At 65.1% G+C, this 23,889-nt stretch carries 22 protein-coding genes; 7 read left to right on the forward strand and 15 right to left on the reverse strand.

What is annotated here, in order from left to right:
* Positions 1 to 19: 19 nt before the first annotated feature.
* The 5 genes from J8I29_RS20895 to J8I29_RS20915 all read right to left on the reverse strand — a co-directional run bounded on the left by J8I29_RS20895 (position 20) and on the right by J8I29_RS20915 (position 3,985).
* Positions 20 to 877 (reverse strand): LysR family transcriptional regulator, encoded by an 858-nt coding sequence (locus tag J8I29_RS20895; protein WP_209433127.1) that lies wholly within the window; start codon positions 875 to 877, stop codon positions 20 to 22.
* A gap of 141 nt (positions 878 to 1,018) precedes the next feature.
* Positions 1,019 to 1,528, reverse strand: coding sequence for an iron response transcriptional regulator IrrA (irrA, locus tag J8I29_RS20900; protein WP_105864115.1), 510 nt, complete (start codon positions 1,526 to 1,528; stop codon positions 1,019 to 1,021).
* 113 nt (positions 1,529 to 1,641) lie between these two features.
* Positions 1,642 to 2,829 carry a lytic murein transglycosylase gene (locus J8I29_RS20905; protein ID WP_209433128.1) on the reverse strand — a complete coding sequence of 396 codons (1,188 nt, stop codon included), beginning with the start codon at positions 2,827 to 2,829 and terminating at the stop codon, positions 1,642 to 1,644.
* Between the two features lie 148 nt (positions 2,830 to 2,977).
* Positions 2,978 to 3,562 carry a cob(I)yrinic acid a,c-diamide adenosyltransferase gene (locus tag J8I29_RS20910; protein WP_209433129.1) on the reverse strand — a complete coding sequence of 195 codons (585 nt, stop codon included), beginning with the start codon at positions 3,560 to 3,562 and terminating at the stop codon, positions 2,978 to 2,980.
* Between the two features lie 231 nt (positions 3,563 to 3,793).
* Complete coding sequence (locus tag J8I29_RS20915) at positions 3,794 to 3,985, reverse strand: twin transmembrane helix small protein (RefSeq protein WP_105864113.1); 192 nt, start codon at positions 3,983 to 3,985, stop codon at positions 3,794 to 3,796.
* Positions 3,986 to 4,180: 195 nt separating this feature from the next.
* Here J8I29_RS20915 and J8I29_RS20920 point away from each other — a divergent pair, with 195 nt between their 5' ends.
* Together J8I29_RS20920 and eda are read left to right on the forward strand one after the other, a co-directional pair.
* On the forward strand, positions 4,181 to 5,128 hold the full coding sequence (locus tag J8I29_RS20920) for a PfkB family carbohydrate kinase (RefSeq protein WP_209433130.1): 948 nt from the start codon (positions 4,181 to 4,183) through the stop codon (positions 5,126 to 5,128).
* Positions 5,125 to 5,766 carry a bifunctional 4-hydroxy-2-oxoglutarate aldolase/2-dehydro-3-deoxy-phosphogluconate aldolase gene (eda, locus tag J8I29_RS20925; RefSeq protein WP_209433131.1) on the forward strand — a complete coding sequence of 214 codons (642 nt, stop codon included), beginning with the start codon at positions 5,125 to 5,127 and terminating at the stop codon, positions 5,764 to 5,766. Before J8I29_RS20920 ends, eda begins: the two co-directional genes overlap by 4 nt.
* Before the next feature lie 108 nt (positions 5,767 to 5,874).
* Here eda and J8I29_RS20930 read toward each other — a convergent pair whose 3' ends face one another.
* Positions 5,875 to 8,673 (reverse strand): DNA translocase FtsK, encoded by a 2,799-nt coding sequence (locus tag J8I29_RS20930; RefSeq protein ID WP_245197218.1) that lies wholly within the window; start codon positions 8,671 to 8,673, stop codon positions 5,875 to 5,877.
* A gap of 372 nt (positions 8,674 to 9,045) precedes the next feature.
* Entirely contained in the window at positions 9,046 to 10,599 is a 1,554-nt protein-coding gene (locus J8I29_RS20935) for a glucan biosynthesis protein G (RefSeq protein ID WP_209433132.1), read from the reverse strand.
* A gap of 307 nt (positions 10,600 to 10,906) precedes the next feature.
* Between J8I29_RS20935 and nhaA the strand changes: the two genes are divergently transcribed.
* The 3 genes from nhaA to J8I29_RS20950 all read left to right on the forward strand — a co-directional run bounded on the left by nhaA (position 10,907) and on the right by J8I29_RS20950 (position 14,274).
* Entirely contained in the window at positions 10,907 to 12,070 is a 1,164-nt protein-coding gene (gene nhaA / locus J8I29_RS20940; RefSeq protein WP_209433133.1) for a Na+/H+ antiporter NhaA, read from the forward strand.
* A gap of 102 nt (positions 12,071 to 12,172) precedes the next feature.
* Complete coding sequence (locus J8I29_RS20945; protein ID WP_105864108.1) at positions 12,173 to 13,207, forward strand: aspartate-semialdehyde dehydrogenase; 1,035 nt, start codon at positions 12,173 to 12,175, stop codon at positions 13,205 to 13,207.
* 164 nt (positions 13,208 to 13,371) lie between these two features.
* A complete protein-coding gene (locus tag J8I29_RS20950; protein WP_209433134.1) occupies positions 13,372 to 14,274 on the forward strand; it encodes a DMT family transporter in 903 nt (300 codons plus the stop codon).
* Between the two features lie 111 nt (positions 14,275 to 14,385).
* Here J8I29_RS20950 and J8I29_RS20955 read toward each other — a convergent pair whose 3' ends face one another.
* From J8I29_RS20955 to proB, 3 genes are read right to left on the reverse strand one after another with little or no spacing between them, the layout of a single operon-like run.
* Positions 14,386 to 14,685 (reverse strand): hypothetical protein, encoded by a 300-nt coding sequence (locus tag J8I29_RS20955; RefSeq protein WP_105864106.1) that lies wholly within the window; start codon positions 14,683 to 14,685, stop codon positions 14,386 to 14,388.
* A gap of 26 nt (positions 14,686 to 14,711) precedes the next feature.
* Positions 14,712 to 15,113, reverse strand: coding sequence for a VOC family protein (locus J8I29_RS20960; protein ID WP_209433135.1), 402 nt, complete (start codon positions 15,111 to 15,113; stop codon positions 14,712 to 14,714).
* Between the two features lie 4 nt (positions 15,114 to 15,117).
* Positions 15,118 to 16,266 (reverse strand): glutamate 5-kinase, encoded by a 1,149-nt coding sequence (gene proB, locus J8I29_RS20965; RefSeq protein ID WP_209433136.1) that lies wholly within the window; start codon positions 16,264 to 16,266, stop codon positions 15,118 to 15,120.
* Positions 16,267 to 16,552: 286 nt separating this feature from the next.
* Between proB and J8I29_RS20970 the strand changes: the two genes are divergently transcribed.
* Complete coding sequence (locus J8I29_RS20970) at positions 16,553 to 17,281, forward strand: isochorismatase family cysteine hydrolase (protein ID WP_209433137.1); 729 nt, start codon at positions 16,553 to 16,555, stop codon at positions 17,279 to 17,281.
* A gap of 125 nt (positions 17,282 to 17,406) precedes the next feature.
* Here the strand turns inward: J8I29_RS20970 and J8I29_RS20975 are convergent, their stop codons facing one another.
* Positions 17,407 to 18,444, reverse strand: a complete 1,038-nt coding sequence (locus J8I29_RS20975; protein WP_348536107.1) for a DUF4424 domain-containing protein — start codon at positions 18,442 to 18,444, stop codon at positions 17,407 to 17,409.
* Positions 18,445 to 18,754: 310 nt separating this feature from the next.
* Between J8I29_RS20975 and J8I29_RS20980 the strand changes: the two genes are divergently transcribed.
* Positions 18,755 to 19,486 carry a FadR/GntR family transcriptional regulator gene (locus J8I29_RS20980; RefSeq protein ID WP_181161281.1) on the forward strand — a complete coding sequence of 244 codons (732 nt, stop codon included), beginning with the start codon at positions 18,755 to 18,757 and terminating at the stop codon, positions 19,484 to 19,486.
* Positions 19,487 to 19,573: 87 nt separating this feature from the next.
* Here the strand turns inward: J8I29_RS20980 and J8I29_RS20985 are convergent, their stop codons facing one another.
* The 4 genes from J8I29_RS20985 to J8I29_RS21000 all read right to left on the reverse strand — a co-directional run bounded on the left by J8I29_RS20985 (position 19,574) and on the right by J8I29_RS21000 (position 23,806).
* Complete coding sequence (locus J8I29_RS20985) at positions 19,574 to 21,079, reverse strand: L,D-transpeptidase family protein (RefSeq protein WP_209433138.1); 1,506 nt, start codon at positions 21,077 to 21,079, stop codon at positions 19,574 to 19,576.
* A 355-nt stretch (positions 21,080 to 21,434) separates the two neighbouring features.
* Positions 21,435 to 22,316, reverse strand: coding sequence for a 3-hydroxybutyryl-CoA dehydrogenase (locus tag J8I29_RS20990; protein ID WP_105864099.1), 882 nt, complete (start codon positions 22,314 to 22,316; stop codon positions 21,435 to 21,437).
* 215 nt (positions 22,317 to 22,531) lie between these two features.
* Positions 22,532 to 23,263 carry an SDR family oxidoreductase gene (locus J8I29_RS20995; protein WP_209433139.1) on the reverse strand — a complete coding sequence of 244 codons (732 nt, stop codon included), beginning with the start codon at positions 23,261 to 23,263 and terminating at the stop codon, positions 22,532 to 22,534.
* A 36-nt stretch (positions 23,264 to 23,299) separates the two neighbouring features.
* The gene (locus tag J8I29_RS21000) at positions 23,300 to 23,806 is read right to left on the reverse strand and encodes a VOC family protein (protein ID WP_245197221.1); all 507 of its coding nucleotides are present in this window, start codon (positions 23,804 to 23,806) and stop codon (positions 23,300 to 23,302) included.
* Positions 23,807 to 23,889 lie beyond the last annotated feature (83 nt).

Raw genomic sequence — 23,889 nt, forward strand, 5'->3', positions numbered from 1 at the left:
GAACCCGGGATTTTCGGGCCTATGCTTCCAGCCCGCAGAAGGCGATCAGCCGCTCCGCCAGGGTGACGACGGCATCGGCGGCACCTTCGCGATAATAGACCGCCAGTTCGAAATCGGTCACCGGCTGCAGACCTTCGGCTTCGCCCAATATGCGGTGGCTGGGCAGCCGGCAGCCGGCGGGCAGCAGGGTGACGCCGAGACCGGCAGCCGAAGCGGCCATGAGCGCGGCCAGGCTGGCGCTGCTGTAGCCGACACGCCAGCGCCGGCCGAGGGCGTCGAGCGCCTGGCACAGCTCCTCGCGATAGAGGCCGTTGGGCGGGAATACCGCCAGCGGAACCGGGGCCTGCTCGATGGCTGGAAAGGCAAGGCTGTCGAGCCAGAGCAGGGGCTCGGGCCTGGCAGCACGCGGCGGTTGACGGCGGCGCTGCTTGACCAGGATGAGATCGAGCTCCTCCCGCGCATAGGCATTATGCAAGTCCGCGCTCAGGCCGCTGGCGACGTCGAGCCGGAGATGGGGGTGCTCCCTGCTGAAGACGGCCAGCAATTCGGCGGTCGGGACGGTATAATCCTCGGGCATGCCCAGCCGCAGCACGCCGTCACGCCACAGGCCGGTCAGCGCGTCATGCGCTTCCTCGTTCAGGGCGATGATGCGTCGGGCATAGCCCAATAGCTTCACGCCTTCCTCGGTGAGCTGCACCTGATGCGAGGAACGTTCGAACAGCGGCTTGCCGAGCATCTCCTCCAGCCGGCGGATCTGCTGGCTCACCGTGGACTGCGACAGGGACACGCGTTCCGCCGCACGGGTGAAGCTCATGGTGTCGCACACCGACACGAAGCTGTTCAGCAGCTGCGGGTTGAACATCGGATAGCGATTCATGCGCCCACCGCCGGCACCTCTGGGTTCGATCCCTCGACCATAGACCACAGTCGGGCTCATCATGTGCATGCCCGAGGCGCACGCAAAAGAAAACGGCGCGGTGAAGCCGCGCCGTTTTCATCAAACTCGATGGAGAACGCCTCAGTCCTTGCGGCGCAGGCGCACGATCACGTCGACGCGGGCAACTTCATAGCCTGCGGGCACCTGCGGCATCTCGGCCATGTTGACCTCGCCGGGAATGTCGAGCACCTCATTGTCGCCTTCGACGAAATAATGATGGTGCTCGTGCACATTGGTGTCGAAATAGGTCTTCGACCCGTCCACGGCGAATTCGCGCAGCAGGCCGACTTCGGTGAACTGGTGCAGCGTGTTGTAGACCGTGGCGAGGGAGACGGGCACCCGGGCCTTGGAAGCCTCGTCATGCAGCATCTCGGCGGTGATGTGGCGATCGCCCTTCTGGAACAGCAGCCAACCCAGCGCCAGGCGCTGGCGGGTGGGCCTCAGGCCGACGTCGCGCAGCATCGAACGCACGTCATGGAACGGGCAGCCCGTGCGCTGGTGGTCGCGGGAGGAAATCTCGCGCGAAGGCGAAGTTTCCGGCGTGGCCGCCTTGGCGGAACGATCGAAATGAATGACTGTGGTCGCTGACATGATGCGGTTCTACAACTTTTTTCGCCGACATTCTAGGCCAAGTGATACCGCTGACGCAATCATCATAATGGTTGATGCCAACTAGCCCCCGGAAAAATAGTGCTTTTTGACGATCACCCTCGCTTCAGGGCAGTCAAGACCTGCAACCCAGGGTGGCCGGTGACCGGCAGGCCGAGCCGGCGCTGCACGTCGCGGATGGCCTGGATGGTCTTGTTGCCGATCGAGCCGTCGGGCGTGCCGACATCGTAGCCCTTGCGAGCCAGCAGGGCCTGCAACTCCTTGCGCTGCGCCCGCGACAGGCCGGGATCGTCGGTCGGCCAGGGCGTCGCGAAGGGACTGCCACCCCGGATGCGGTCCGACAGGTGGGCGATCGCCAGGGCATAGGATTCAGCGGCGTTGTAGGAATAGATCGCATCGAAATTGCGGAAGACCACGAAGGCAGGCCCCTGCGGCCCCGCCGGCAGCAGGATCGCCGCCCGGGCATTGCCACCCTGCAGCGGAGCGCCGTCGATGCGGGTCACACCCATCGCAGCCCAGGCGCCGAGCGGGCGTTTCTTGGTGCGGCCGGCCAGCCCCGCCTTGAAACCGGGCGGCAGGCGCACCTCATAGCCCCAGCGCGTGCCGGCGGTCCAGCCGGAGCGGGCCAGGTAGTTGGCGGTGGAAGCGAGCGCATCGGGCACGGAATCGACCACGTCGCGGCGACCGTCGCCGTCGCCGTCCACGGCCAGGCGCAGGAAGGTCGATGGCATGAACTGGGTGTTGCCGAAGGCGCCGGCCCAGGAGCCGACCAGATGATCGGGATTGACGTCGCCGCGCTGGATGATCTTCAGCGTGGCGATGAGCTCACCCTGGAAATAGGCCTGGCGCCGGCCGGCATAGCAGGAAAGCGTGGCGAGCGACTGCACCAGCGGGCGTGTGCCCTTGCTCTCGCCATAGTTGGATTCGACGCCCCACACCGCCACCACCACGGCCGGATCGACGCCGTAGCGCCGCTGCACGCCGGAGAGCACCGAGCCATATCGGGCCAGCATCTGCTTGCCGTCGGCCACGCGCTGCGCATCGACCAGCGAGGCCATATAGTCCCAGATCGGCGTCTTGAACTCGGGCTGCTTGTTCATCGCGTCGATCACGGTCATGTCCGGCTGCAGGCCGCCGAGCTGCCGGCTGATCACCGATGACGACACACCCGCCGCACCGGCGCGCGCGCCGATGGCGGAAAGGCACTGTTGGAAGGAGGCGGCCGACGCCGGCAGGGCGGAGAGGGCGAGCAGCGCAAGGGCGGGCAGGACTGTCTTTTTCATGGCCTCGATCATGATTCATCAAGGTAAATGAAAGATGGCCAAACCGGCCGAAATGGGGTGCGGCAGGATTAATTACGCGCAATGATTGCGCAGACATGACGGCAGATCGGGCGAATGCCTTCTCCCCCTTGCGGGAGAAAGGCGCTGCCTACCTGTTCGCCCCCGGCACCCAGAGCACGTCGCCGCTGGCCTTGTGGTTGAGGTAGCGGCTGGCCACGAACAGATGATCGGAAAGGCGGTTGACATAGGCGAGCGCCTCGGCGGAGACGAGTTCGCCCACCGATTGCGACAGCGCCACCATCACCCTTTCAGCCCGGCGGCTGACGGTGCGAGCCAGGTGCAGATAGCTGGCACAGGGCGTGCCGCCCGGCAGCACGAAGCTCTTCAGCGGCGCGAGATCGGCATTCATGGCATCGATCTCCTGCTCCAGCCGGTCGACCTGGGCCTGCACGATACGCAGCGGCGTCCAGGTGATCTCCTTCTCGCCGCCCTCGGGCGTGCACAGATCCGCGCCGAGATCGAACAGATCGTTCTGAATGCGGGCGAGCATGGCATCGACGTCCGCGTCCTCGCGGGCGCTGTGCTGGCGGGCGAGGCCGATCACGGCGTTCGCCTCGTCGACCGTGCCATAGGCCTCGACCCTCAGATCGGCCTTGGAGCGGCGCTCGCCGGTGCCGAGCCCGGTGGAGCCATCATCACCGGTGCGGGTGTAGATCTTGTTGAGACGAACCATTGCGCTTGCCCGACCTCGTTTGGGTTTCAAAAATCATTGTCATCGCAGGCGCAGCGACGCAATCCAGGGACCGGGAAGCACAAGGCAACTGCCTCAAGTGGCCCGGCCAGGAGAGCATCCGGCCGGGCCTTGTGCCGGCACCACGTTATCCCCAACAGGTACCGGACGGGCGGACCCTAGGGGGCGGATGTAACTCAAACGTAAACACGAGGCGGTTTGCCCAACGCTCCGCTAGCGATGGGCAAAATAGATCGCCGCCATGATGATGATGATCGCCACTGCCTGCAGCAGGACGCGCATCTGCATCAGGCGCTGGGAGCGCCAGCCATCGCCGCCCTTGAGCATGTTGTGCAGGCCCATGCCGAGCACGATGGCGACCGCCAGGATGGCGAAGGGCACGAGAATATAGAAGAACTTGGCCATCCGGCGGTTCTATGCCTTCGCTCAGCCGGCGTCGAGGCCGATGTGGCATGCGGTCGAAAAAGTCGCGGCGCCGGCCGGACGGCGGTCTTCCACCGCCCGCCCTGGCAATGCTATGACAAATGCGATCATCCGCTCGAATACCGCGCTGCGGCCTCCTTCGTCCGATGACGTTTTTCATCGCGCAGGGAGAGAGCGGTGCCTGAGTCAGCCGGCAAGATCGTGCATGTGGTGTGCTGCGGCGCCTCTTCCTTCGATTCGATCTTCCAGCTCGACAGCCTGCCGAGCGGCCCCGGCAAGGTCCTGCCCAGCCGGGTCACCGAGGTGGCCCATGGCATGGCCGCCAGCGCCGCCGCCGCGATTGCCCGGCTGGGCGGCCGCAGCGCCCTGCTCTCGCGCGTCGGCGACGACGCGATCGGCGAGCGTATCGTCGCCGACCTGACGGCGGCCGGCATCGACTGCCGCTTCATCCGCCGGGCCCGAGGCGCACGCTCGCCGATCTCGACCGTGCTGGTCGACCGCCATGGCGAAAGGCTGGTGGTGCCCTATTACGATCCGGCGCTCGGCCAGGACCCATCCTGGCTGCCGCTCGAACTGGTCGCCCGCGCCGACGCCGCGCTGGTCGACATACGCTGGCCCGAGGGCGCGGCCGCCGTGCTCAAGGCGGCGCGCGCCGCCGGCCGTCCCGCCGTGCTCGACGCCGATACCGGCCCCGCCGGCGTGACGGTCGAACTTGCCGAGCTGGCCAGCCACGTCGTCTTCTCCGAACCGGCCGCGCTGGCGCTGAGCGGCGCATCGAGCCCCGGCCCAGCCCTGCGTGCGCTGGCCGGGCGTTTTGCCGGCTTTCTCGCCGTCACCGCCGGCCCGGACGGCTGCTTCTGGCTCGACCGCGAAAGCGACCGGGTCGAGCAGTTGCGCCCGCCTGCGGTCGAGGCGGTCGATACGCTGGCGGCGGGCGACGTCTTCCATGGCGCCTTCACCCTCGCCATCGCCGAGGGGGCGCCCATCCCGCGGGCCATCGCCTTCGCCAATGTCGCTGCCGCCCTGAAATGCCGCAGTTTCGGCGGGCGGCTGGGCACGCCCGACCGGCCCGAGGTGGAGGCGGTGCTGTCGGGTCTGGAAAGAACAGGTCTGGAGGAAAGATGACAAGTGTTGCCGAATTGCGGGCCCGCCTCGCCGAAACCCCGATCCTGCCGGTGATGGCGATCAAGGATGCGGATGAAGGCCTCGCCGACATCGACGGCCTGGTGGCAGCAGGTGCGCCGGTGATCGAGATCCTCTTCCGCACGCCCGAAGCCCCTGCGGTATTGAAGGCCGCGAAGGCGCGCTATCCGCATTGCCTGTTCGGGGCCGGCACCATGCTGCTGGCGCGCCATGTGCGCCTGGCCCTCGACGCCGGTGCGGACTTCACGGTCAGCCCCGGCCTCACGCCCGCCTTGCAGGCCTCGGTGGCTGCCAGCGGTCTGCCGCATATCCCGGGCGTACAGACGGCCTCGGAGACGATGCAGGCCTGCGAATATGGCTATTCTCTGATGAAATATTATCCCTCCGAGGCCTCCAACGGCCCCGTGGTGCTGGCCGACTACGCCAATATCTTCGAGGGCGTCGGCTTCGTCACCACCGGCGGCATCGAGACAGCGTTGCTGCCGGCTTATGGCGCGGTGCGCAACATCGTCGCCGTCGGCGGCTCCTGGATGCTGCCCTCGCACCACACGCCCGGCTCGCCCTGCCTGCAGCAGCAGGCCGCCATCTTCAAGGCGGCGCGGGCGGCGATCGAGCGGTAGGTGGCAAGCAACTTCCCGGGTGCGCGGACGTCTCGTCCGCCTCTTTCTTACCCCAAACGTCGTGGTTCCAAGAGCGGACGGGACGTCCGCCCCCCGGGGCCGAAGCCTTTATTCGTCGTCCTCCTGGCTTTCCTCCTCGCCATTCCTGACGTCGCGGCTGTAGACCAGGATCTCGCGCTTGCCCGCATGGTTGGCCGGGCCGACGATGCCTTCCTTCTCCATGCGCTCCACCAGAGAGGCGGCGCGGTTGTAGCCGATCTGCAGGCGGCGCTGGATGTAGGAGGTTGAGCACTTCTTGTCGCGCATCACCACCTTGAGGGCCTGGTCGTAGAGGTCCCCGCCATCCTCCGAGCCCATCGCCGTCTTGTCGAACACGGCGCCGTCGGCGGCTTCGTCGTCGCCGCCGTCGTCCTCGTCCGCCGTGATGGCGTCGAGATAATCGGGCCGGCCCTGGGCTTTGAGATGGGTGACTACCTTCTCCACCTCCTCGTCGGAGACGAAGGGGCCGTGCACGCGCGAGATGCGCCCGCCGCCGGCCATATGCAGCATGTCGCCCTGGCCGAGCAGTTGCTCGGCGCCCTGCTCGCCCAGGATGGTGCGGCTGTCGATCTTGGTGGTGAGTTGGAAGGAGATGCGGGTGGGGAAGTTGGCCTTGATCGTGCCGGTGATGACGTCGACCGAAGGACGCTGCGTCGCCATGATCAGGTGGATGCCGGCGGCACGCGCCATCTGTGCCAGGCGCTGGATCGGCCCTTCGACGTTCTTGCCTTCCTGGATCATCAGGTCGGCCATTTCGTCGACGATGATGACGATGTAGGGCACCGGCGAAAGATCCATCTCCTCCTGCTCGTAGAGGGCCTGGCCGGTCTCCTTGTCGAAGCCGGTCTGCACGGTGCGCATCACCGTTTCGCCCTTGGCCTTGGCCTCGGCGGCACGCTGGTTGTAGCCGTCGATGTTGCGCACGCCGAGCTTGGCCATCTTCTTGTAGCGCTCCTCCATCTCGCGCACCGCCCATTTGAGCGCGAGCACCACCTTCTTCATGTCGGTGACGACGGGCGCCAGCAGGTGGGGGATGCCGTCATAGATGGAGAGTTCGAGCATCTTCGGATCGACCATGATCATGCGGCATTCCTCCGGCTTCAGCCGGTAGAGCAGCGACAGGATCATGGTGTTGATGGCGACCGACTTGCCTGAGCCGGTGGTGCCGGCGACGAGCAGATGCGGCATCTTCTCGAGCTGGGCCATCACCGGCTCGCCGCCGATGGTCTTGCCCAAGGCGAGCGCCAGCTTGAACTTCGACTTCTCGAAATCCTCCGAAGCCAGAAGCTCGCGGAAATACACCATCTCACGCTTGGAATTGGGCAGCTCGATGCCGATGACGTTGCGTCCGGGTACCACGGCGACGCGGGCCGACAGCGCCGACATCGAGCGGGCGATGTCGTCGGCGAGGCCGATGACGCGCGCAGCCTTGATGCCGGCGGCCGGCTCGAGCTCATAAAGGGTCACCACCGGGCCGGGGCGGACATTGATGATCTCGCCGCGCACGCCGAAATCCTCCAGCACACCTTCGAGCAGGCGGGCATTCTGTTCGAGCGCCTCCTGGGAGACGCCGACGCCGGTCTGCTTGCGCGGTTCGGCCAGGAGGGAAAGCGGCGGCAATTCGTAGCGGTGCTCGAAGGGAAAATCCGGCTCGCTCTCGCGCTGGAGCCGTTTGCCCGGCTTCACCGCCGCGCTCGGCTGGGCCACCCGGGTGGTGGTGATGGCGGGCTCGACGCGGCGCGCGGCTTCTTCGGCACTGATCAGTGGCCGGCGCGGCGGCGGCATCGGTGGCAGCTCATCCTCGTCGTCATAGGGCGCATAGGCCGGCTGGCTGCCGGAATATTGATCGATCGCTTCCGGCAATTCCTCGCCGTCCAGCGAAACGGCCTCATGCGGGCGCCGGGCATCGGCGCGCGGGGCGGTGCGCGGCGTGAAGGCCGGTTCGCGGCGAGGGGGTTCGGGTTCGGCCCGCGCAGCCACCGGACGGGCGAGGAGATGGGCGGCCGCCTTGACGCGGGCGAAGAGGTCCGAGATGCCGCCGGGTGTGTGCATCGGCGGCTCGCGGCCGTCGCGATCCAGCCTTTGGCGGTCGATCCTCTGATAGTCTTGTCGGCTCGGCGTGACCTTGACGCGCTTGCGGAAGAGCGCGCTCTTGGCCATCAGGCCCCAATGCATCAGGGCGCCGAGCACGGCGGAACGCTCGTCCTCCTCCTCTTCCTCCTCACGGACGCGGCGCGGCTGGCCGCGGATGCGCATCGGCATCTCCGGCGCCGGGCGCTCCTCCTCGCGATACTGGAAGAAGAAGCCGGCGGCGATCGCCAGGCTGAAAAAGGCGGCAAAGCCGAGCACCAGGGTCAGCACGAACTGGCCGATCATCGATTTGCCGGCGAAGAACAAAGGCGTGAACAGATAGAACACCCAGTCGCCGCTAGCGCCGCCCAGGCCCGTGGGCAGCGGCCAGCTCGAGGTGGCAGGCAGGCCCGAAAAGCAGCCGGCCGCCAGCAGCACGCCGACCACAAGGCAGATCAGGCGCATGCGCTGGGAATCGAAGGCTTTGTGCGCCAACAGGCGCCAGCCGAGAAAGGCGAGCGGCGCCAGCAGCGCGATCGAGGCGATGCCGAACATCTGGGTGAGGAAATCGGCGGTGACGGCACCGGAAAAGCCGAGCCAGTTGCGGATCGGGAGGGCGCCGCCGACATGGTTGTAGCTGGCATCCTGCACCGACCATGTCGCCAGCGCGATCGCAGCCAGGCCGGTCGCTCCGATCAGCGCCATGCCGAGCAGTTCGTTCAGCCTGCGCGTCAGCATGCTCTTCAGTTCGTCGGGAAGAGCGTAGCTTTGTGCAAAGCCGCGTCGCATGGTCCGCATTGCCGTAACCTCAAAGTTGCAAGGTGCGGCAATCCGGATCGGATCGAGACGTCCTTTCGGAAATCTGACGGGAACGCAACACCAATAGCCCAGGCTCACGCTAGGCAAGGCGGGTTAAGGGCCGGTTTATGGCAGGGGAGCGCCAATTTCGGAGGGTGTGGCGGTGTTTTCTGTTGTTTTCCAGGCTTCCGCCGCGTTTCCAAGAGACGAACGGGACGTCCGCGCACCCGGGATAGGAGCCTGCCCTTCCCGCTTCGGAGCCGGAAGTTACGGGGATGGTTTATGTGGCGTAAATTTGGCACGCTTCCCATGGGCGCGGACATCACAGCGACAGACAAGCATGTCGCTGTGTGATGTCCGCGCTCCAATTTCCTACACCGGCTGCGCCGAATCGAGCCGATAGGTCCAGGTCTCGGTCAGCGTCTCCGAGCCCAGGCGCAGGAAGGCGCGCAAATCGATATCTTCGCCGGGAGGCGGTTCGGCGTCGAAGCTCGCCCTCACCCCGTTGATGGCGGGATTGGCCACCACCGAGGGCGCCGACACCGTGCCGCCGGAGCCCCAGATCACCAGTTCGATCTTGCCGACGTCGAGGGCGACCTCCTTCAGCCGGTCGCCGACGAAATCGATCAGGAAACGGGTGACGCTCGGCTTGCCCGCCGTGGTGGCGGCTGCGTTGTGGGTCTCGAAGGTGGCGTAGACCTGGCCGCCCTGATGCTGCGGACCCGAGACCGCGTGGATGACATAGGAAATCTGCGTCTCGCTGCCGGCCTTGGGCTGCACGTCCGGCACCCAGGAGGCGACGATGTTGTCGTCGGTCTCGGCGTTCGAATGCAGTTCCACCAGCACCACGCGTCCCTGGCCGAGCCGGCTCTTCATCTCCACCCAATAACCCGGGCGCTTGTCGTAGAGCGCCTCCAGATCCTGATAGCTGCCGAAGGCGCGGTCGCGCTGAATCAGGCCGAAGCCCTTGATGTCCTTGGAAAAGAAATTGGCGACGGAGTTGCGGGTCGGGTTTCGCAGCGGCCGCCACAACCATTCCCCGTTCTCGGACTGGACGGCAAGGCCGTCGGAATCATGCACTTCGGGGCGGAAGTCACGCGGACGGTTCAGCGTGTTCTCGCCATAGAGGAACATCGAGGTCAGCGGCGCCAGGCCCATCTCCTTGAGGTCCTTGCGCGCGAAGAGCGTGGCCTGGACCTCGACGTCGTCGCCCTCGCCCGGCTCGAAGATAAAGCGATAGGCACCGGTGACCGAAGGCCCGTCCAGCAACGCGTGCACGGCGATGCTGCCCTTGCCCGGCTGCGGCGTCTCCACCCAGAACTCGACGAAATCCGGGAACTCCTCGCCGGGGCGGCCCGAGCCGAGCGCAAGGCCGCGCGCGGAGAGGCCGTAATGCTGGCCCTTGCCGAGGAAGCGGAAATAGCTGGCGCCGAGAAAGGCGGCGAGTTCGTCCATCTTGCCACTGTGGTTGAGCGGATAGAGCAGGCGGATGCCGGCAAAGCCGAGCGAGGTCGGCAGGCCCTGCGGTGCGCCCCGATCGCCGAAATCGAACAGATCGGGCGAATAGAACAGCGGCTTGACCTGGCCGTCCGTCACCAGATTCACCCGGGCCTGATGCTTGAAGATACTGCCGCGATGGAAGAGCTGCAGGCCGAAATTCGAGCCATTGTCGCGCAGCAAGGTACGGTCGGTGCGGAAATTAATGCGACGAAAATCGTCATAGGAGAGCTGGCTCAGGCTCTCCGGCAAGGTCTCTCCGGGGCCGACATAGGGCTTGCCCGCCAGTTCGCGCGCCCTGGCGATCACCGTCTCCGGGCCGAAGGCATCGCTCGCCGCCAGGGCCTTTCCCATCCCGCTCCATCCGGTCGCCAGGCCGGCACAGGCCGTTCCGGCCAGTTGCAGGGCGGCACGTCTGGTCAGATCCATTTCAGAGCATTCCCATTTCAAGGCCGGCGCGCCGGTGAAGGCATTCGCGGCCGCAATTTTACGTTGCGGCAATTGGGCCCTGCCAAAATGGCTGGATTTTGTTGCAAAAATGACGGGGCGGGGGTGCTGTTCCCTACGGATCGGCCGAGCACCAGGCTTGGCGCCGAGCCTCACAGGACTCGCGCGGCCATCGCCCGAAAACGCTGTCAATTCCGGGCCGTTTTTTCTAGTTTCCCCGAACACCGCGACGATCCCTGGGAAATGCGCAGCCTGAGACGGGTTTCCCGAACTGCAAGGACCCCGATTCATGCCTCATACCCGCCGCCGATCCTTCCTCAGGAACTTCCTCGCGACCGAGGCTGCCGGCGGCATCATCCTGATGGCGGTGGCGGCGCTCGCCTTGATCGTGGCCAATTCGCCGCTGGGCGAGGCCTATTTCCATACCCTCCATCTCTATGTCGGCGGCCTCAGCCTGCTGCACTGGGTCAATGACGGGCTGATGGCCCTGTTCTTCCTGCTGGTGGGGCTGGAGATCAAGCGCGAGGTGCTGGACGGGCAACTATCGAGCTGGCCGCGCCGGGCCTTGCCCGGCATCGCGGCGGTCGGCGGCATGGTGGTGCCCGCCCTGATCTTCGTGGCGATCAACTGGCGGGCCGAGGGCACGCTGCAGGGCTGGGCCATCCCCTCGGCCACCGACATCGCCTTTGCTCTCGGCGTGCTGGCCCTGCTCGGCCCGCGCGTGCCGGGCTCGCTCAAAGTCTTCCTCACCGCGCTCGCCATCATCGACGATCTCGGCGCGGTGGTGATCATCGCCCTGTTCTACACCGCCTCGCTGAACATCTGGATGCTCAACGGCGCCTTCGTCGTCCTGGTGGTGCTCTCCATCATGAACCGCCGCGGCGTCACCTTCCTGCCGGCCTATCTGGGGCTCGGCGCCGTGTTGTGGGTGCTGACCTATCTGTCCGGCGTCCATGCCACCCTGGCCGGCGTGGCGCTCGCCTTCACCATTCCGCTGCGCCGCAGGGGCGGGCACGACCATGACAACACGCCGCTGCACAGGCTGGAGCATGGACTGCACCCCTGGGTAACCTATCTGATCGTGCCGATCTTCGGATTTGCCAATGCCGGTGTGTCGCTGGCCGGCATGTCTCTCGACAAGCTGGCCGATCCCGTCACCCTCGGGGTGACCCTCGGCCTGTTCGTCGGCAAGCAGATCGGCGTCTTCGCCTTCGCGGCCCTCGCCATCAAGGCCGATTGGGCCGAACTGCCGGCCAATGCCAATTGGGGCCATCTCTACGGCGTGGCGCTGCTCTGCGGCATCGGCTTCACCATGAGCCTGTTCATCGGCGGCCTCGCCTATGCGAACGCGCCGGTCCTGCTCGACGAGACCAAGATCGGCGTGCTGCTGGGCTCCATCCTTTCGGCCGTCTTTGGTGCAATCTTGCTGCGAACCACCAAACCGGAACACTAAACGTTCAATTGCATGCGGCGGCGCACAATGATATTCCAGCGCGCCGTCCCCATATGGGAACCGGTTGTACATCCGACAATTCACGGAGAAGGACTTAAGACAGTGGGTTACAAGGTCGCCGTCGTGGGCGCCACAGGCAATGTGGGCCGCGAGATGCTGAACATTCTGGCCGAGCGGGCGTTCCCCGCCGATGAAGTGGTTGCGCTGGCTTCGCGCCGCAGCCTGGGCACGGAAGTTTCGTATGGCGACAAAACGCTGAAAACGCGGGACTTGGCCACTTATGACTTCTCCGACACCGACATCGCGCTGATGTCGGCCGGCGGTGACGTATCCAAGGAATGGTCGCCGAAGATCGGCGCGCAGGGCTGCGTCGTCATCGACAATTCCTCGGCCTGGCGCTACGACGCCGACGTGCCGCTGATCGTTCCGGAAGTGAACGCCGATGCGGTCGCGGGCTTCTCGAAGAAGAACATCATCGCCAACCCCAACTGCTCCACCGCCCAGCTCGTGGTGGCGCTGAAGCCGCTGCATGATCGCTTCGGCATCAAGCGTGTCGTCGTCGCGACCTACCAGTCGGTCTCCGGCGCAGGCAAGGAAGGCCTCGACGAGCTCTTCGCCCAGACCAAGGCTGTGTATGTCAACGACACGGTCGAGCCGAAGAAGTTCTCCAAGCGCATCGCCTTCAACGTGATCCCGCACATCGATGTCTTCATGGAAGACGGGTACACGAAGGAAGAATGGAAGATGGTGGCCGAGACCAAGAAGATCCTCGACCCCAAGATCAAGCTGACCGCGACCTGCGTGCGCGTGCCGGTGTTCATCTCCCATTCGGAAGCCGTGAACATCGAGTTCGAGAAGCCGGTAACGGCCGACGAGGCCCGCGAGATCCTGCGCTCGGCGCCGGGCTGCCTGGTGATCGACAAGCGCGAGCCCGGCGGCTACATCACGCCCTACGAGGCTTCCGGCGAGGACGCCACCTACATCTCCCGCATCCGCGAGGACATAACGGTGGAGAACGGCCTGGACATGTGGGTTGTCTCGGACAATCTGCGCAAGGGCGCGGCGCTCAACGCCATCCAGATCGCCGAGGTGCTGATCAACCGCAAGCTGCTCCCGGCCAAGAAGAAGGCGGCCTGAGGTTTTGAGGTTTGAAAGCCGCCGTTCGGGCAACCGGACGGCGGCTTTTGTTTTTAGAGCAAGGTGCGATTTCTCCGAAACGCACTTTGCTCCAACTCATTGTTTGATGCGTTTTCTTGATCGAAAAGTCTGTCGGCTTTTCCGGGAAGCGTTCCAGAGCAGCCATGTCCAGCGCCGATTCCGCCATTCACCGCCCCGCTCTGCCCTCCTCCGTGCTGGCGGCCCTGTTCGTGCCCCTGTGGTCGACGGGCTTCGTCACGGCGCGGCTGGTGGCCCCCCATGCCGAGCCGCTGACCTTTCTCGGCCTGCGTTTCGTTGCAGCGGGCCTGCTGCTCGGGCTCTATGCGCTGTGGAGCGGCGCTTCCTGGCCCCAGAACGGCAGGGCGTGGCTGGACGCACTCGTGGCCGGCCTGCTGATCCACGGCCTCTATCTCGGCGGTGTGTTCTGGGCCGTCTCACATGGCCTGCCCTCGGGCATATCGGCTCTCATCGCCGGCTTGCAGCCCCTGCTCACCGGCCTGTTGTCCAGACCGCTGCTCGGGGAGGAAGTCTCGCGCCGGCGCGCGCTCGGCATCGTCATCGGTGCGGCGGGCGCCGGACTGACCCTCATTCCCAAACTCGGCGCAACCGGGGATGGCGGCATTCCGCTTGTGCCTCTTCTGGTCTGCCTGGCGGGCATGGTGGCGATCACGCTCGGCACCATCTGGCAGAAACGGCGCGGGCGCAGTGCCGACCTCGCCACCAACACCGCCGTGCAATATGCCGGCGCCATGGTGCCTATCGTCGTCGGCGGCCTTCTCACCGAGAGCGGCCAGTTCGACTGGAGCTCCGCCGCGGCCTGGACGGGCCTTGCCTGGTCTGTCTTCGGCATGTCGATCGGTGCCATCCTGCTACTGATGGTGCTGATCAAGCGCGGCGCGGTGGCCCAGGTCGCGGCCCTGCTCTATCTGGTGCCGGGCGTTTCCGCCCTGATGGCCTGGGGCATGTTCGGCGAAGCCCTCACCCCCATCCAGATCGCCGGCCTCGCCATCGCGGCGCTCGGCGTGGCGGTGGCGAACAAGGGGTAATGGAATGCAGGCATCCTCGCCTGCACCCTGCTTCCTGCCAGTGTCGCGTCTGAAGCGCGGCGGTCGGCCACTTCTTCCAAGGGGGAAGATGTCCGCGCCTCCCCCGGGGCCTCAGCCGCCCTGATAGATATAATAGCGTACGCCGTTGCCTGGATCGACGAAACTGGTCTTGGTGCGGTCGCGCACCTTCTGCCCGGCCGTGAAGCGGCGGCAGCGCCCATCGGCCATGTGGTTGTCGAACTCGCGCTGGAATTGCTCACCGGAGGCATGCAGAGTGCCGACATGCTGCTGGGTGCGGCAAGCCACGATGGGCCGCTCCAAGGCGCGCGTCACCGACTCCACCTTCGGCGGCGTGGTGGAGCAGGCGCCCAGCATGGCGAGCGGGGCAAAGAGCGTGCACAGGCGGAGCATCGGAAGTCCTTGAGCGAGTGGGGGGCCTATTTCGCCTCGAACGCATCATGGCAGCACACGCAAAGCTTGTTGCCATCGGGATCGCGGAAATAGACGCCGTAATAATTGGCATGATACTCGGGCCGCAGTCCGGGCGCACCCTCATCCGTGCCGCCATGGTTAAGGGCCACTTGCCAGGCCCGACCCACGGCGAGCCGGTCGGCTGCCAAAAGAGCGACCATCGGGCCATTGCCGGGCGCCGGCGCCTGCCCGTCGAAGGGCCGGCCGATCAGGAAGATCGGGCGTGGAACATCAGGCCTGACCCAACCCGCCCACGGCCGTTCGTCCTCTCGAAAGCGCAGCACCAGCCCGAGTTCGCCGAATACGGCCTCGTAAAAACGGAAGGCCGTGTCGAAGTCACCGACGCCGAGAAAGGTGTGCGAGATCATCACCCTATTCCACCGTCACAGCGCTGAGATCCTCGAAGCGACTGAAAAGGGCCATATCGTCACGATGGATCATCTCGCTGGGGCCGGCCCAGCCGAGAATATCCTCGATGCTGCGGCTCTTCTTGCCGGCGATCTGCGCCGCCTCGCCAATGTCGTAAGCCACCAGGCCGCGGCCGATCTCGGCGCCGGAGGGATCGCGGATGATCACCGCGTCCCCCTGCGAGAAAGTGCCCTCCACCCGCTTCACCCCGGCCGGCAGCAGGCTGGCGCCCCCGCGTAGCGCCTTGGCGGCGCCGGCATCCACATGCAGCGTGCCCCGCGGTTCGAGATGGCCGACGATCCACTTCTTGCGGGCGGTGACCGGATTGGAAGGGGTGAGGAACCAGGTGCAGGGCCCGCCTTCCTCGATGCGCAGCAGGGGCGAATCCACCTTGCCCGAGGCGATCACCATGGTGGTGCCGCCGCCGACCGCGATCTTGGCCGCCTCGACCTTGGTGCGCATGCCCCCGCGCGAGAGCTCGGAGCCGGCATCCCCGGCCACGCCCTCGATCGCGGCGGTGATACGTTGCACCACCGGGATCAGGGTGGCGGCGGGATCGAGATGCGGCGGGGCGGTATAGAGGCCATCGATGTCGGAGAGCAACACCAGGCAATCCGCCCCGGCCATGGTGGCGACGCGGGCCGCCAGCCGGTCATTATCGCCATAGCGGATCTCGGTGGTGGCGACGGTGTCGTTCTCGTTCACCACCGGCACGCAGTTCATTTCCAGGAGCTTGTCGATGGTGCGCCGGGCGTTGAGATAGCGCTTGCGCTCCTCGGTATCGCCGAGCGTGACCAGGATCTGGGCCGCCGTCAGGCCCTGCGCGCTCAAGGTCTCGGCCCAGGCCTGCGCCAGGCCGACCTGGCCGACGGCCGCCGCCGCCTGGCTCGATTCCAGCGCCAACGGGCCCTTGGGCAGGTGCAGGAGCGTGCGCCCCAAGGCGATGGCGCCTGAGGAGACCACGATCACCTCGGCACCGCGTTGGGTGTGACGGGCGAGATCGGCGACCAGGGAAGCCAGCCAGTCGCGGCGCAACTTCCCCTTGGCCTGGTCGACCAGCAGGGAGGAGCCGATCTTGACGACGATGCGACGGAAGGAACTGAGTTCGGGCATGGCGGGACGGAGCTGAAGCGTGATGGGAGGCGCGCTGGCAAGGCCACCGTGCCGGTCAACACGGCCTAATGCGGCAAGCGCCGTTCGACAAGCGCAAACACGAAGCAGCGCGCGGAGCGGCCGGCATCGCAGCGTTCTTTCCGATCCGCGTACGGCCCGGCGATTGTCTCATCTGCGCGAACACCGTGTTCGAGCCAGCGGCCTTCCGCGCGTCAGGAGGCCGTCGCTAGATGTCCCCCAGGATCATCCGCCAGGTGGCGGGCAAACATCGAAGGGCTATCCGCACATGTCCGTTTCCAGTTCCTCAATTCACCTCGATGCCACGCCGGCGGCGATTTGCTTCGAGCCGGCGAAAAGTGCCGTCATCGTCGTCGACATGCAGAATGATTTCTGCAGCAAGGGCGGCATGTTCGATCTGGCAGGCCATGATATCGGCCTTGCCCGCGACACCATCGCTCCCATCGCGCGTCTGCTGGCCGGCGCTAGGCGTGCCGGCATGCATGTCGTCTATCTGGTCCATGGTTTTCTGCCCGATTTGTCCGACGCCGGCGGCCCGCGCAGCAGGAATTGGCTGCTGAACAAGGATCTGAACATCGGCAAGGAGATTTTGGCTCCGGACGGATCGAAGGGCAGGATCCATATTCGCAACACCTGGAACACCGGGGTGGTAGACGAGTTGAAGCCAGAACCCGCCGACCTCGTGGTCTACAAGAACCGCTTCAGCGGCTTCTATGCCACCGATCTCGACGAGCAATTGAGGGCACTCGGTATCGACACGCTGTTCCTTGCGGGGACGACCACGAGTGTCTGCGTGGAATCCACGCTTCGGGATGCAAGTTTCAGGGACTACACCGCCGTGCTGCTTGCCGACTGCATGGGCGAGGCCCTCGGCGAGGAATTTCATGTCGCGTCGCAGAAGGTGATCGCGGCCCGGCTGGGCTGGGTTTCCCAGTCAGCCGACCTGGTTAAGCAGTTGCAGCGCAGAGATGCGGCAAGGCGTGAGGCAGCTGCCTGAAATCAGCTGTCCGAACCCAACCGGAAGGTTGCGATGCACACTATTTGCTTTGCCGCCATTGAAGAAAGGAGGCTGGATCAGGTCAGCAACGCGCCCTCCTTGGCGCCCGCAGCGACCAGGTCACCTCACTTTCTCTCCTCGCTCACCAGCAGCAGCACCTTGATGTCGGTCTTGGGCACGTAGTTCTTCACCACCATCTCGAACGTGGTCGGACCGATCTTCTTCACGCCGTCGCCGCAGAAGGACACCAGCGTCTTGGGATCGCCCTTGTCGACCACCAGGCGGAAATCGCCGATCGGGCCGGCCCAGTTGCCGCCGGAAGTGATGATATAGGCCAGATATTGCTCGTAGCTGACGAAGGTCTTGCCCTCATCCGCCGAAGCGCGCTTGTACAAGGCAGCGGCCGCCTTGGTGAAGGCCGCATCGGTGCAGAAATCCTTCTCGTAGGACTTGCGCTGCCTGGCATCGAGATCGGGCGAGCCGAATACGAGAGACGAGACACCGCCATGGCTGGGCACATAGTCCTGCTGGACGATCACGTCCTTGCCGGCCGGGAACACCTGTTTGCGCCAGAATTTCGAGCGCAGGGTCCAGAGCGGGTAATAGACTTGGCGCTCACCCTTGTCGTCGGCATTGTAGCTGTCCTGATAGACGATGTCGGCATCGGCCAGAGCCTTGCGATCGGCCTCGCCAAGGGCATTGATGGCCTTCTCCGTCGCCTCGATGGTCGGCAGCATCGGAATCTTGAGGGCTTTCAGCCTGTCGGTGATCTCGACATCGGGCTTGCCGTCCGTGCCCTTCATGAAGGCGCGCTGCTCGACCTGCGATTCCACCGACTTGCCGTCTACCTTGGTGGTGAATTTCAGGAAATTGTCGCTGGTGGGGTCGGGAATGTCGGTGATGCCGCCCGGCCCGTCGCCGGTTATGTCGGGCATGGGAAAGGCCACCAGGGCCTCATAGTCGGCATTGGTAAGATTGCGGAAGCGGTAGCTGATCTTCACCGCCTTGATCGAGAGATAGAGGTCTTCGGAGACGAGCGCGATCTTGTCGGTCTTGGTGAGCACCAGTCCGCCCGCATCGAGGGAGGCCAGGGTGTCGTCGGCCCGCGCGGGCGATGCCAGCAGGGCGGCAAGAACGGCAATGGCCGGAATGAAACGAGGCACGTCGACTCCTAACGACAAAACATCAATCAAATGCGGCGAGCATATATGTGTCGCCCCGCCGGACACAACGTCACTTCATGGCACAAGGGAGTGTTTGCGCGTGGTGATCGTGATCACAGCCCAGATCCGAACCCCTCTATTCTTTGCGACTCTATCCTGTGGCTAAGCTCAGAGGAGCAATCTTAGGGCTTGGCTGTATGGTAGGAGGAATGCAACAAATAGATTGGGGAACATGAAACGCTGGGTTTCGGCGGACGATGATACCGACAGATCGGACCAAGTCTGTTTCGAAGAAAACAAGGGGTCGTCTATGGCACGTAGCGCAAGCCGCTCTCGCTCCGGTGCAACGCAAACCCGTCACAGTCAGGCGGCTGCGCTGATCGGTCAGCGCATCGTCGCCGGCGAATGGGCCGTCGGCATGGCGCTGCCCACGGAGGCCGACCTCTCGCGCGAACTCGACGTTTCCCGCGCCTCGCTACGCGAGGCCATCAAGCTCCTGGCCGGCAAGGGCCTGCTTTCCTCCACACCGCGCCGCGGCACCATCGTGCAGCCTCATGCCAATTGGAACCGGCTCGACGTCGACGTGCTGGTCTGGCAGACCTCGGGCGGTGCCACCAAGAGCTTCGTCAAGGATCTGTTCGAGCTGCGCCGCATGATCGAGCCCGAGGCGGCGGCCCTCGCCGCGCTGCGCGCCACGCCGGAGCAGCGGGCGGCCATCGCCGAGAGCTTCGAGGCGATGGCCAATGCCGAGGACATCCAGCTTTCCATCGACGCGGACCTCGCTTTCCACCGCGCCATCGTGCGCGCCACCAACAATGTGCTGCTGGCCGCCTTCCAGCCGGCGATCGAGGCTTCGCTCGCGGTGTCGTTCAAGGTCTCGCGCGCCGGCAACGTGCTGTTGCCCTATACGGTGCCGATGCACCGGGCCGTGGCCGAGCCGATCCTCGCCGGCGATGCCGACGGCGCCCGCAAGGCAATGATCGCCCTGCTCGACCGCTCCGAGACGGATGCGGAAAGCGCGGCCGTCGAAGACAAGAACTGAGATAGGCGAGAAAAAAGGCCCAGGCCGTCTTCACCCCCAAGGGGAAGACGGGCTGGGCCTTTTCATGGATCCGGAGATTCGGCCCGATCAGTAGGGGTTGACCACCTGCGCATCGGCGATGCGCGAGGCCGAGCCGAAGTCGAGATTGTAGATATCCGGGCGGAAATGGGCGGTGCCGTCGGGTGTGACATAAGCGGTCATGTAGACCCAGTGCACCGGCACGCGGTCCGGAATGGCCTGGTCCTTGCGGGCACCAGTGGCGATTTCCTGGCCGACGCGCTTGGCGTCCCAGCCCGGGCCGAGCAGCCAGGCGGCAAGATCGTTCACGCCCTGCACACGCACGCAGCCATGCGAGAAGAAGCGGTCCACCGAGCCGAACAGCCGCTTGGAGGGCGTGTCATGCATGTAGACCGAATCCGAGTTCGGCATCTGGATGCGCAGCTGGCCGAGCGAATTGCCGGCGCCATAGGCCTGGCGGATGGTGTAGTTGGCGGCCTTGCCGCTCGACCAGTCGATGGTCTTGGGATCGACGGTGCGGCCCGCGCCGTCGATCACAGACATCCTCTGGCGCGAGAGATAGGAGGGATCGCGCACCATATGCGGGCCGATTTCCTTCTTGATGATGGATTGCGGCACCGTCCAGGTCGGGTTGAAATTGATGGCGCTGATGGTGGCGTCGACCTCGGGAGACGGGTTCTGCGGGCGGCCGACCACGGCGATATAGCGGCGCGCCACCTCGCCATTCTCGATGGCTTCGACCTGCGCGCTGGGGATGTTCACCACCACGTAGCGGCGATTGAAATCGATGAAGCGGGCGCCGACGCGCTCCATGTTGTGGCCGATCTGGACGAGACGCTGCTGCACGGAGACCGCCATCTGGCTGCGGGTGCGCTCATCGATCTTGCCGGTGGCCTGCAGGCCGTAGCGCTGCTGGAAGCGGCTGACGGCGGTGGTCAGCCTGGCATCCCATTTGGGGTTGTCGCGCTCGGATTCCGGCAGGTCGTTCTCCATCACCAGGCGCTGGCGCAGCGCCAGCACGGCGCTGCCCGTGGCGCCCTGGGACAGGCCGGCAGGCGGGGCGGCCGGGAAACCGCCATTGCGGGCGATCTGGGCATAGTATTGCGACAAGCCGTTGAGACGGTCGAGCGAACCGGCATCGAAGGTCGGCATCGAGGACCAGGGCGTGGCCGGGATCTTGACCGGCGTCGAGGCGGCATAGGAAGGCCCGGCCGGAACCGCTTTCTTGGCGACCTTGGGCTTGGCCGGCGTGGCGGCAGGCGCCGCCGGGGCAGCATTATCTGCAGCGGGAGCCGTCGGAGCCGCAGGAGCCGCAGGAGCTGAAGCATCGGGAGCCGCGGCGGTCGCCGGGGCGGGAGCGGCCGGTTCGGGCGTGGCCTGCGCGGCCGGTGCCGGAGCGGCTGGCTGTGGCGCTTCCGGAGCAGCGGCGGGAGCGGCCGGGGCAGCAGGTGCCGCCGGCGCGGCAACCGGAATGTCGGCCGTGGGCGCAGTGCTGTCCTGGGCCAGGGCCGGCGAGGCCAGAACCAGGGCCAAAACGGAAACGGCGGCCAGAACAAGAGGGGTAGACTGCTTCATAGCAGGAACTTCCACGCTGGTTGCCGAAACGTAAGGTCCGGCACAAAAAGGGATCATTGGCAGCCCTCTATCATACGGTCCGGCCGCACGGTATGGCCGCCACAGTCTTGCCGCACGATTGTCGGACGGCGTGTCCGATTAACCACATCAGCACTAAGTGCTCCGAACCTAATCCGAAGTTTTGGCCTCAAAAGGGCAGAGCTTCTTCATAGCCGAGCAGGGTTAACAGAAGATATGCCGATCAGGAGCGCTCTCCCTCCCGCGCAGCCAGGGCATAGAAAAGGCGCGGTTGCCTTCTCCCCCTTGCGAGGAAGGACAGCCGCGCCTTTTGAGATTGGGGAAATGGCGCCCGAGGTCAGCGCGTCGCCACCGGCTTTTCGCCGCGATAATCGTAGAAGCCACGCTTGACCTTGCGGCCGAGCCAGCCGGCCTCGACATATTTCACCAGCAACGGGCAGGGCCGGTATTTGGAATCGGCCAGGCCCTCATGCAGCACCTGCATGATCGACAGGCAGGTATCGAGGCCGATGAAATCGGCGAGCTGCAGCGGGCCCATCGGATGATTGGCGCCGAGCCGCATCGCCATGTCGATGGATTCGACCGTGCCGACGCCCTCATAGAGCGTATAGATCGCCTCGTTGATCATCGGCAGCAGGATGCGGTTGACGATGAAGGCCGGGAAATCCTCGGCCACCGCCACCTGGCGGTCGAGCTTGGTGATGAAGGCCTTGGCGGAATCGAAGGTGCCATCATCCGTGGCAATGCCGCGGATGATCTCGACAAGCTGCATCACCGGCACAGGATTCATGAAGTGAATGCCGATGAAGCGCTCGGGCCGGTCGGTCGCCGCCGCCAGCCGAGTGATCGAAATCGATGAGGTGTTGGTGGCGAGGATCGCTTCCGGCTTCAGATGCGGACAGACATTGCCGTAGATCTTGACCTTGACCGCCTCGTTTTCGGTTGCGGCCTCGATCACCAGATCGCAGACGCCCAGGCCTTCCACATTGGGCTCGGCCTTGATGCGGGAGAGCGCTTCGTCGTTCTGGGCCTGGGTGATGACGCCCTTGGAAACCTGACGCTTGAGATTGCCGTTGACGGTGGCCAGGCCATTGTTGACCCGTTCTTCCGACACGTCGTTGAGCACCACGTTCAACCCGGCCAGGGCGGCGACATGCGCGATGCCGCTGCCCATTTGCCCGGCGCCCACGATCCCGACCGTCCTGATATCCACCGTCATTTCCAGTTCCCTGCCATTTGCTCGATCTTATCGAGGCAATCGGCGCGTGGGAAGACCGCAGTCGCAGCTTTCCTGCAGGCCTGCCGGTCGAAATGGTCGCATTCGGAGCTTGTGCTCGCGAGCAGGAACGCGTTCCCATGCGGCCCGACCTGATGGGAGAATAACACGAAACGGGGTGGCTGGAAAAACGCGGCTCGATGAAACCGCTATTTTCCCTAGATCAGGCTGTGCCCGCCATCGATATGGATGGTCTCGCCCGTCGTGAAGGCGCTCGACATCAGGTAGAGATAGGCGGGAGCGATATCCGCGGGCGCCGCGATCCTGCCCGCCGGCAGGCGGCCCGCCATGCCGGCGAAGAAATCCGATTTGGCCGCCCCGACGATCTCGTCCCACATCGGCGTATCCACCCAGCCCGGCGAGACGATGTTCACGCGCGTCGGCGCCAGTTCCAGTGCCAGGGCGCGGGCGAAGAAACTGAAGGAGCCGGCAACCGCCGAAACGACCGCACCTCCGGGAACCGGCGGCCGGTCCTTGTTGATGCCGGAGGTGAAGGTCATGGAACCGCCGCGCCTCAGGGAGGTCACGGCATGCTTGGCCAGCATGACGGCGCCGATCAGCTTGTTGTCGACGAAGCGGCGGACCACCGCCATGTCGGTGCGTTCGATGGGATCTCCAGGCGGCGGCGTTCCGGCTGTCGATACCAGGTGATCGAAGGCGCCGGCTTCGCTGAAGAGCCGGGCAAGATCGGCCTCCTCGGTCATGTCGGCCACGACGGATCGCACCTGCGGGCCGGCATCGAGGCTTTGCTCTGCGGCCCGCAGCTTGTCGGGCGAGCGGCCGACGATCACCACCTCCGCGCCGCTCTCGAGTGACGCCTTGGCGACGCCGAGGCCGATGCCGGAACTGCCGCCGACGACGATGATCTTCTGGCCCGCGAGCCCCGCCATGGGAGGTTTCCTGCTGTCTGCGATCATGGGGATGATTCAGGCGTTGCCGGCATAGGCCGCTTCGAGATCGGCCACGATGATCTTGGTCATCCCGTACATGGCCTGCCGCACCCGATCCGCCTTCTCGCGGTCTGGGTCGCCCATCAACCGCAGCGTGACCTCCGGAATGACCTGCCAATAGACGCCATATTTGTCCGTCAGCCAGCCGCAGGGCTTTTCGGAGCCGCCATCGGCCGTGAGCGCCTGGTAGTAATAGTCGGTCTCGGCCTGGTCGGAGGTCTCGATATAAAGAGAGAGCCTTTCATTGAAGGCAGGCATGGAGCCGGCATTCAGCGCCGTCAGGCGCAGCCCTTCGAGTTCGAAGTCGAAGGTGGCATGCGGAACCGTCCTGTTCGTTCCGGAGACCCAGTCGGTAAATTCGGTTTCGCCGAGCGCCTTGGCGTTCTTGAAGACCGACAGATAGAAGTCCCGGGCTTCCCTGGCATTCAGGTTGAACCAGAGAAAGGGGTGGATGGTCGCCATGCTGCCCTCGTGAGGATTCATCACAAATCCTGGCCATTGTGAGCAGGAGATTCTCGACAGACAAACCAAAATTCGGCATATTTCTGTGATCGAGACTCACAGAT

This window comes from Labrys sp. LIt4, assembly GCF_017813775.1.
GTDB lineage: Bacteria > Pseudomonadota > Alphaproteobacteria > Rhizobiales > Labraceae > Labrys > Labrys okinawensis_A.

Coding starts and splice junctions, on each gene's coding strand:
- J8I29_RS20980 (WP_181161281.1), top strand. CDS start 18,755: ATGGCACGTAGCGCAAGCCGCTCTCGCTCCGGTGCAACGCAAACCCGT.
- J8I29_RS20995 (WP_209433139.1), bottom strand. CDS start 23,263: ATGGCGGGGCTCGCGGGCCAGAAGATCATCGTCGTCGGCGGCAGTTCC.
- J8I29_RS20955 (WP_105864106.1), bottom strand. CDS start 14,685: ATGCTCCGCCTGTGCACGCTCTTTGCCCCGCTCGCCATGCTGGGCGCC.
- J8I29_RS20915 (WP_105864113.1), bottom strand. CDS start 3,985: ATGGCCAAGTTCTTCTATATTCTCGTGCCCTTCGCCATCCTGGCGGTC.
- J8I29_RS21000 (WP_245197221.1), bottom strand. CDS start 23,806: ATGAATCCTCACGAGGGCAGCATGGCGACCATCCACCCCTTTCTCTGG.
- J8I29_RS20950 (WP_209433134.1), top strand. CDS start 13,372: ATGTCCAGCGCCGATTCCGCCATTCACCGCCCCGCTCTGCCCTCCTCC.
- J8I29_RS20935 (WP_209433132.1), bottom strand. CDS start 10,599: ATGGATCTGACCAGACGTGCCGCCCTGCAACTGGCCGGAACGGCCTGT.
- eda (WP_209433131.1), top strand. CDS start 5,125: ATGACAAGTGTTGCCGAATTGCGGGCCCGCCTCGCCGAAACCCCGATC.
- J8I29_RS20990 (WP_105864099.1), bottom strand. CDS start 22,316: ATGACGGTGGATATCAGGACGGTCGGGATCGTGGGCGCCGGGCAAATG.
- J8I29_RS20970 (WP_209433137.1), top strand. CDS start 16,553: ATGTCCGTTTCCAGTTCCTCAATTCACCTCGATGCCACGCCGGCGGCG.
- J8I29_RS20960 (WP_209433135.1), bottom strand. CDS start 15,113: ATGATCTCGCACACCTTTCTCGGCGTCGGTGACTTCGACACGGCCTTC.
- proB (WP_209433136.1), bottom strand. CDS start 16,266: ATGCCCGAACTCAGTTCCTTCCGTCGCATCGTCGTCAAGATCGGCTCC.
- J8I29_RS20895 (WP_209433127.1), bottom strand. CDS start 877: ATGAATCGCTATCCGATGTTCAACCCGCAGCTGCTGAACAGCTTCGTG.
- J8I29_RS20910 (WP_209433129.1), bottom strand. CDS start 3,562: ATGGTTCGTCTCAACAAGATCTACACCCGCACCGGTGATGATGGCTCC.
- J8I29_RS20985 (WP_209433138.1), bottom strand. CDS start 21,079: ATGAAGCAGTCTACCCCTCTTGTTCTGGCCGCCGTTTCCGTTTTGGCC.
- J8I29_RS20930 (WP_245197218.1), bottom strand. CDS start 8,673: ATGCGGACCATGCGACGCGGCTTTGCACAAAGCTACGCTCTTCCCGAC.
- irrA (WP_105864115.1), bottom strand. CDS start 1,528: ATGTCAGCGACCACAGTCATTCATTTCGATCGTTCCGCCAAGGCGGCC.
- nhaA (WP_209433133.1), top strand. CDS start 10,907: ATGCCTCATACCCGCCGCCGATCCTTCCTCAGGAACTTCCTCGCGACC.
- J8I29_RS20905 (WP_209433128.1), bottom strand. CDS start 2,829: ATGAAAAAGACAGTCCTGCCCGCCCTTGCGCTGCTCGCCCTCTCCGCC.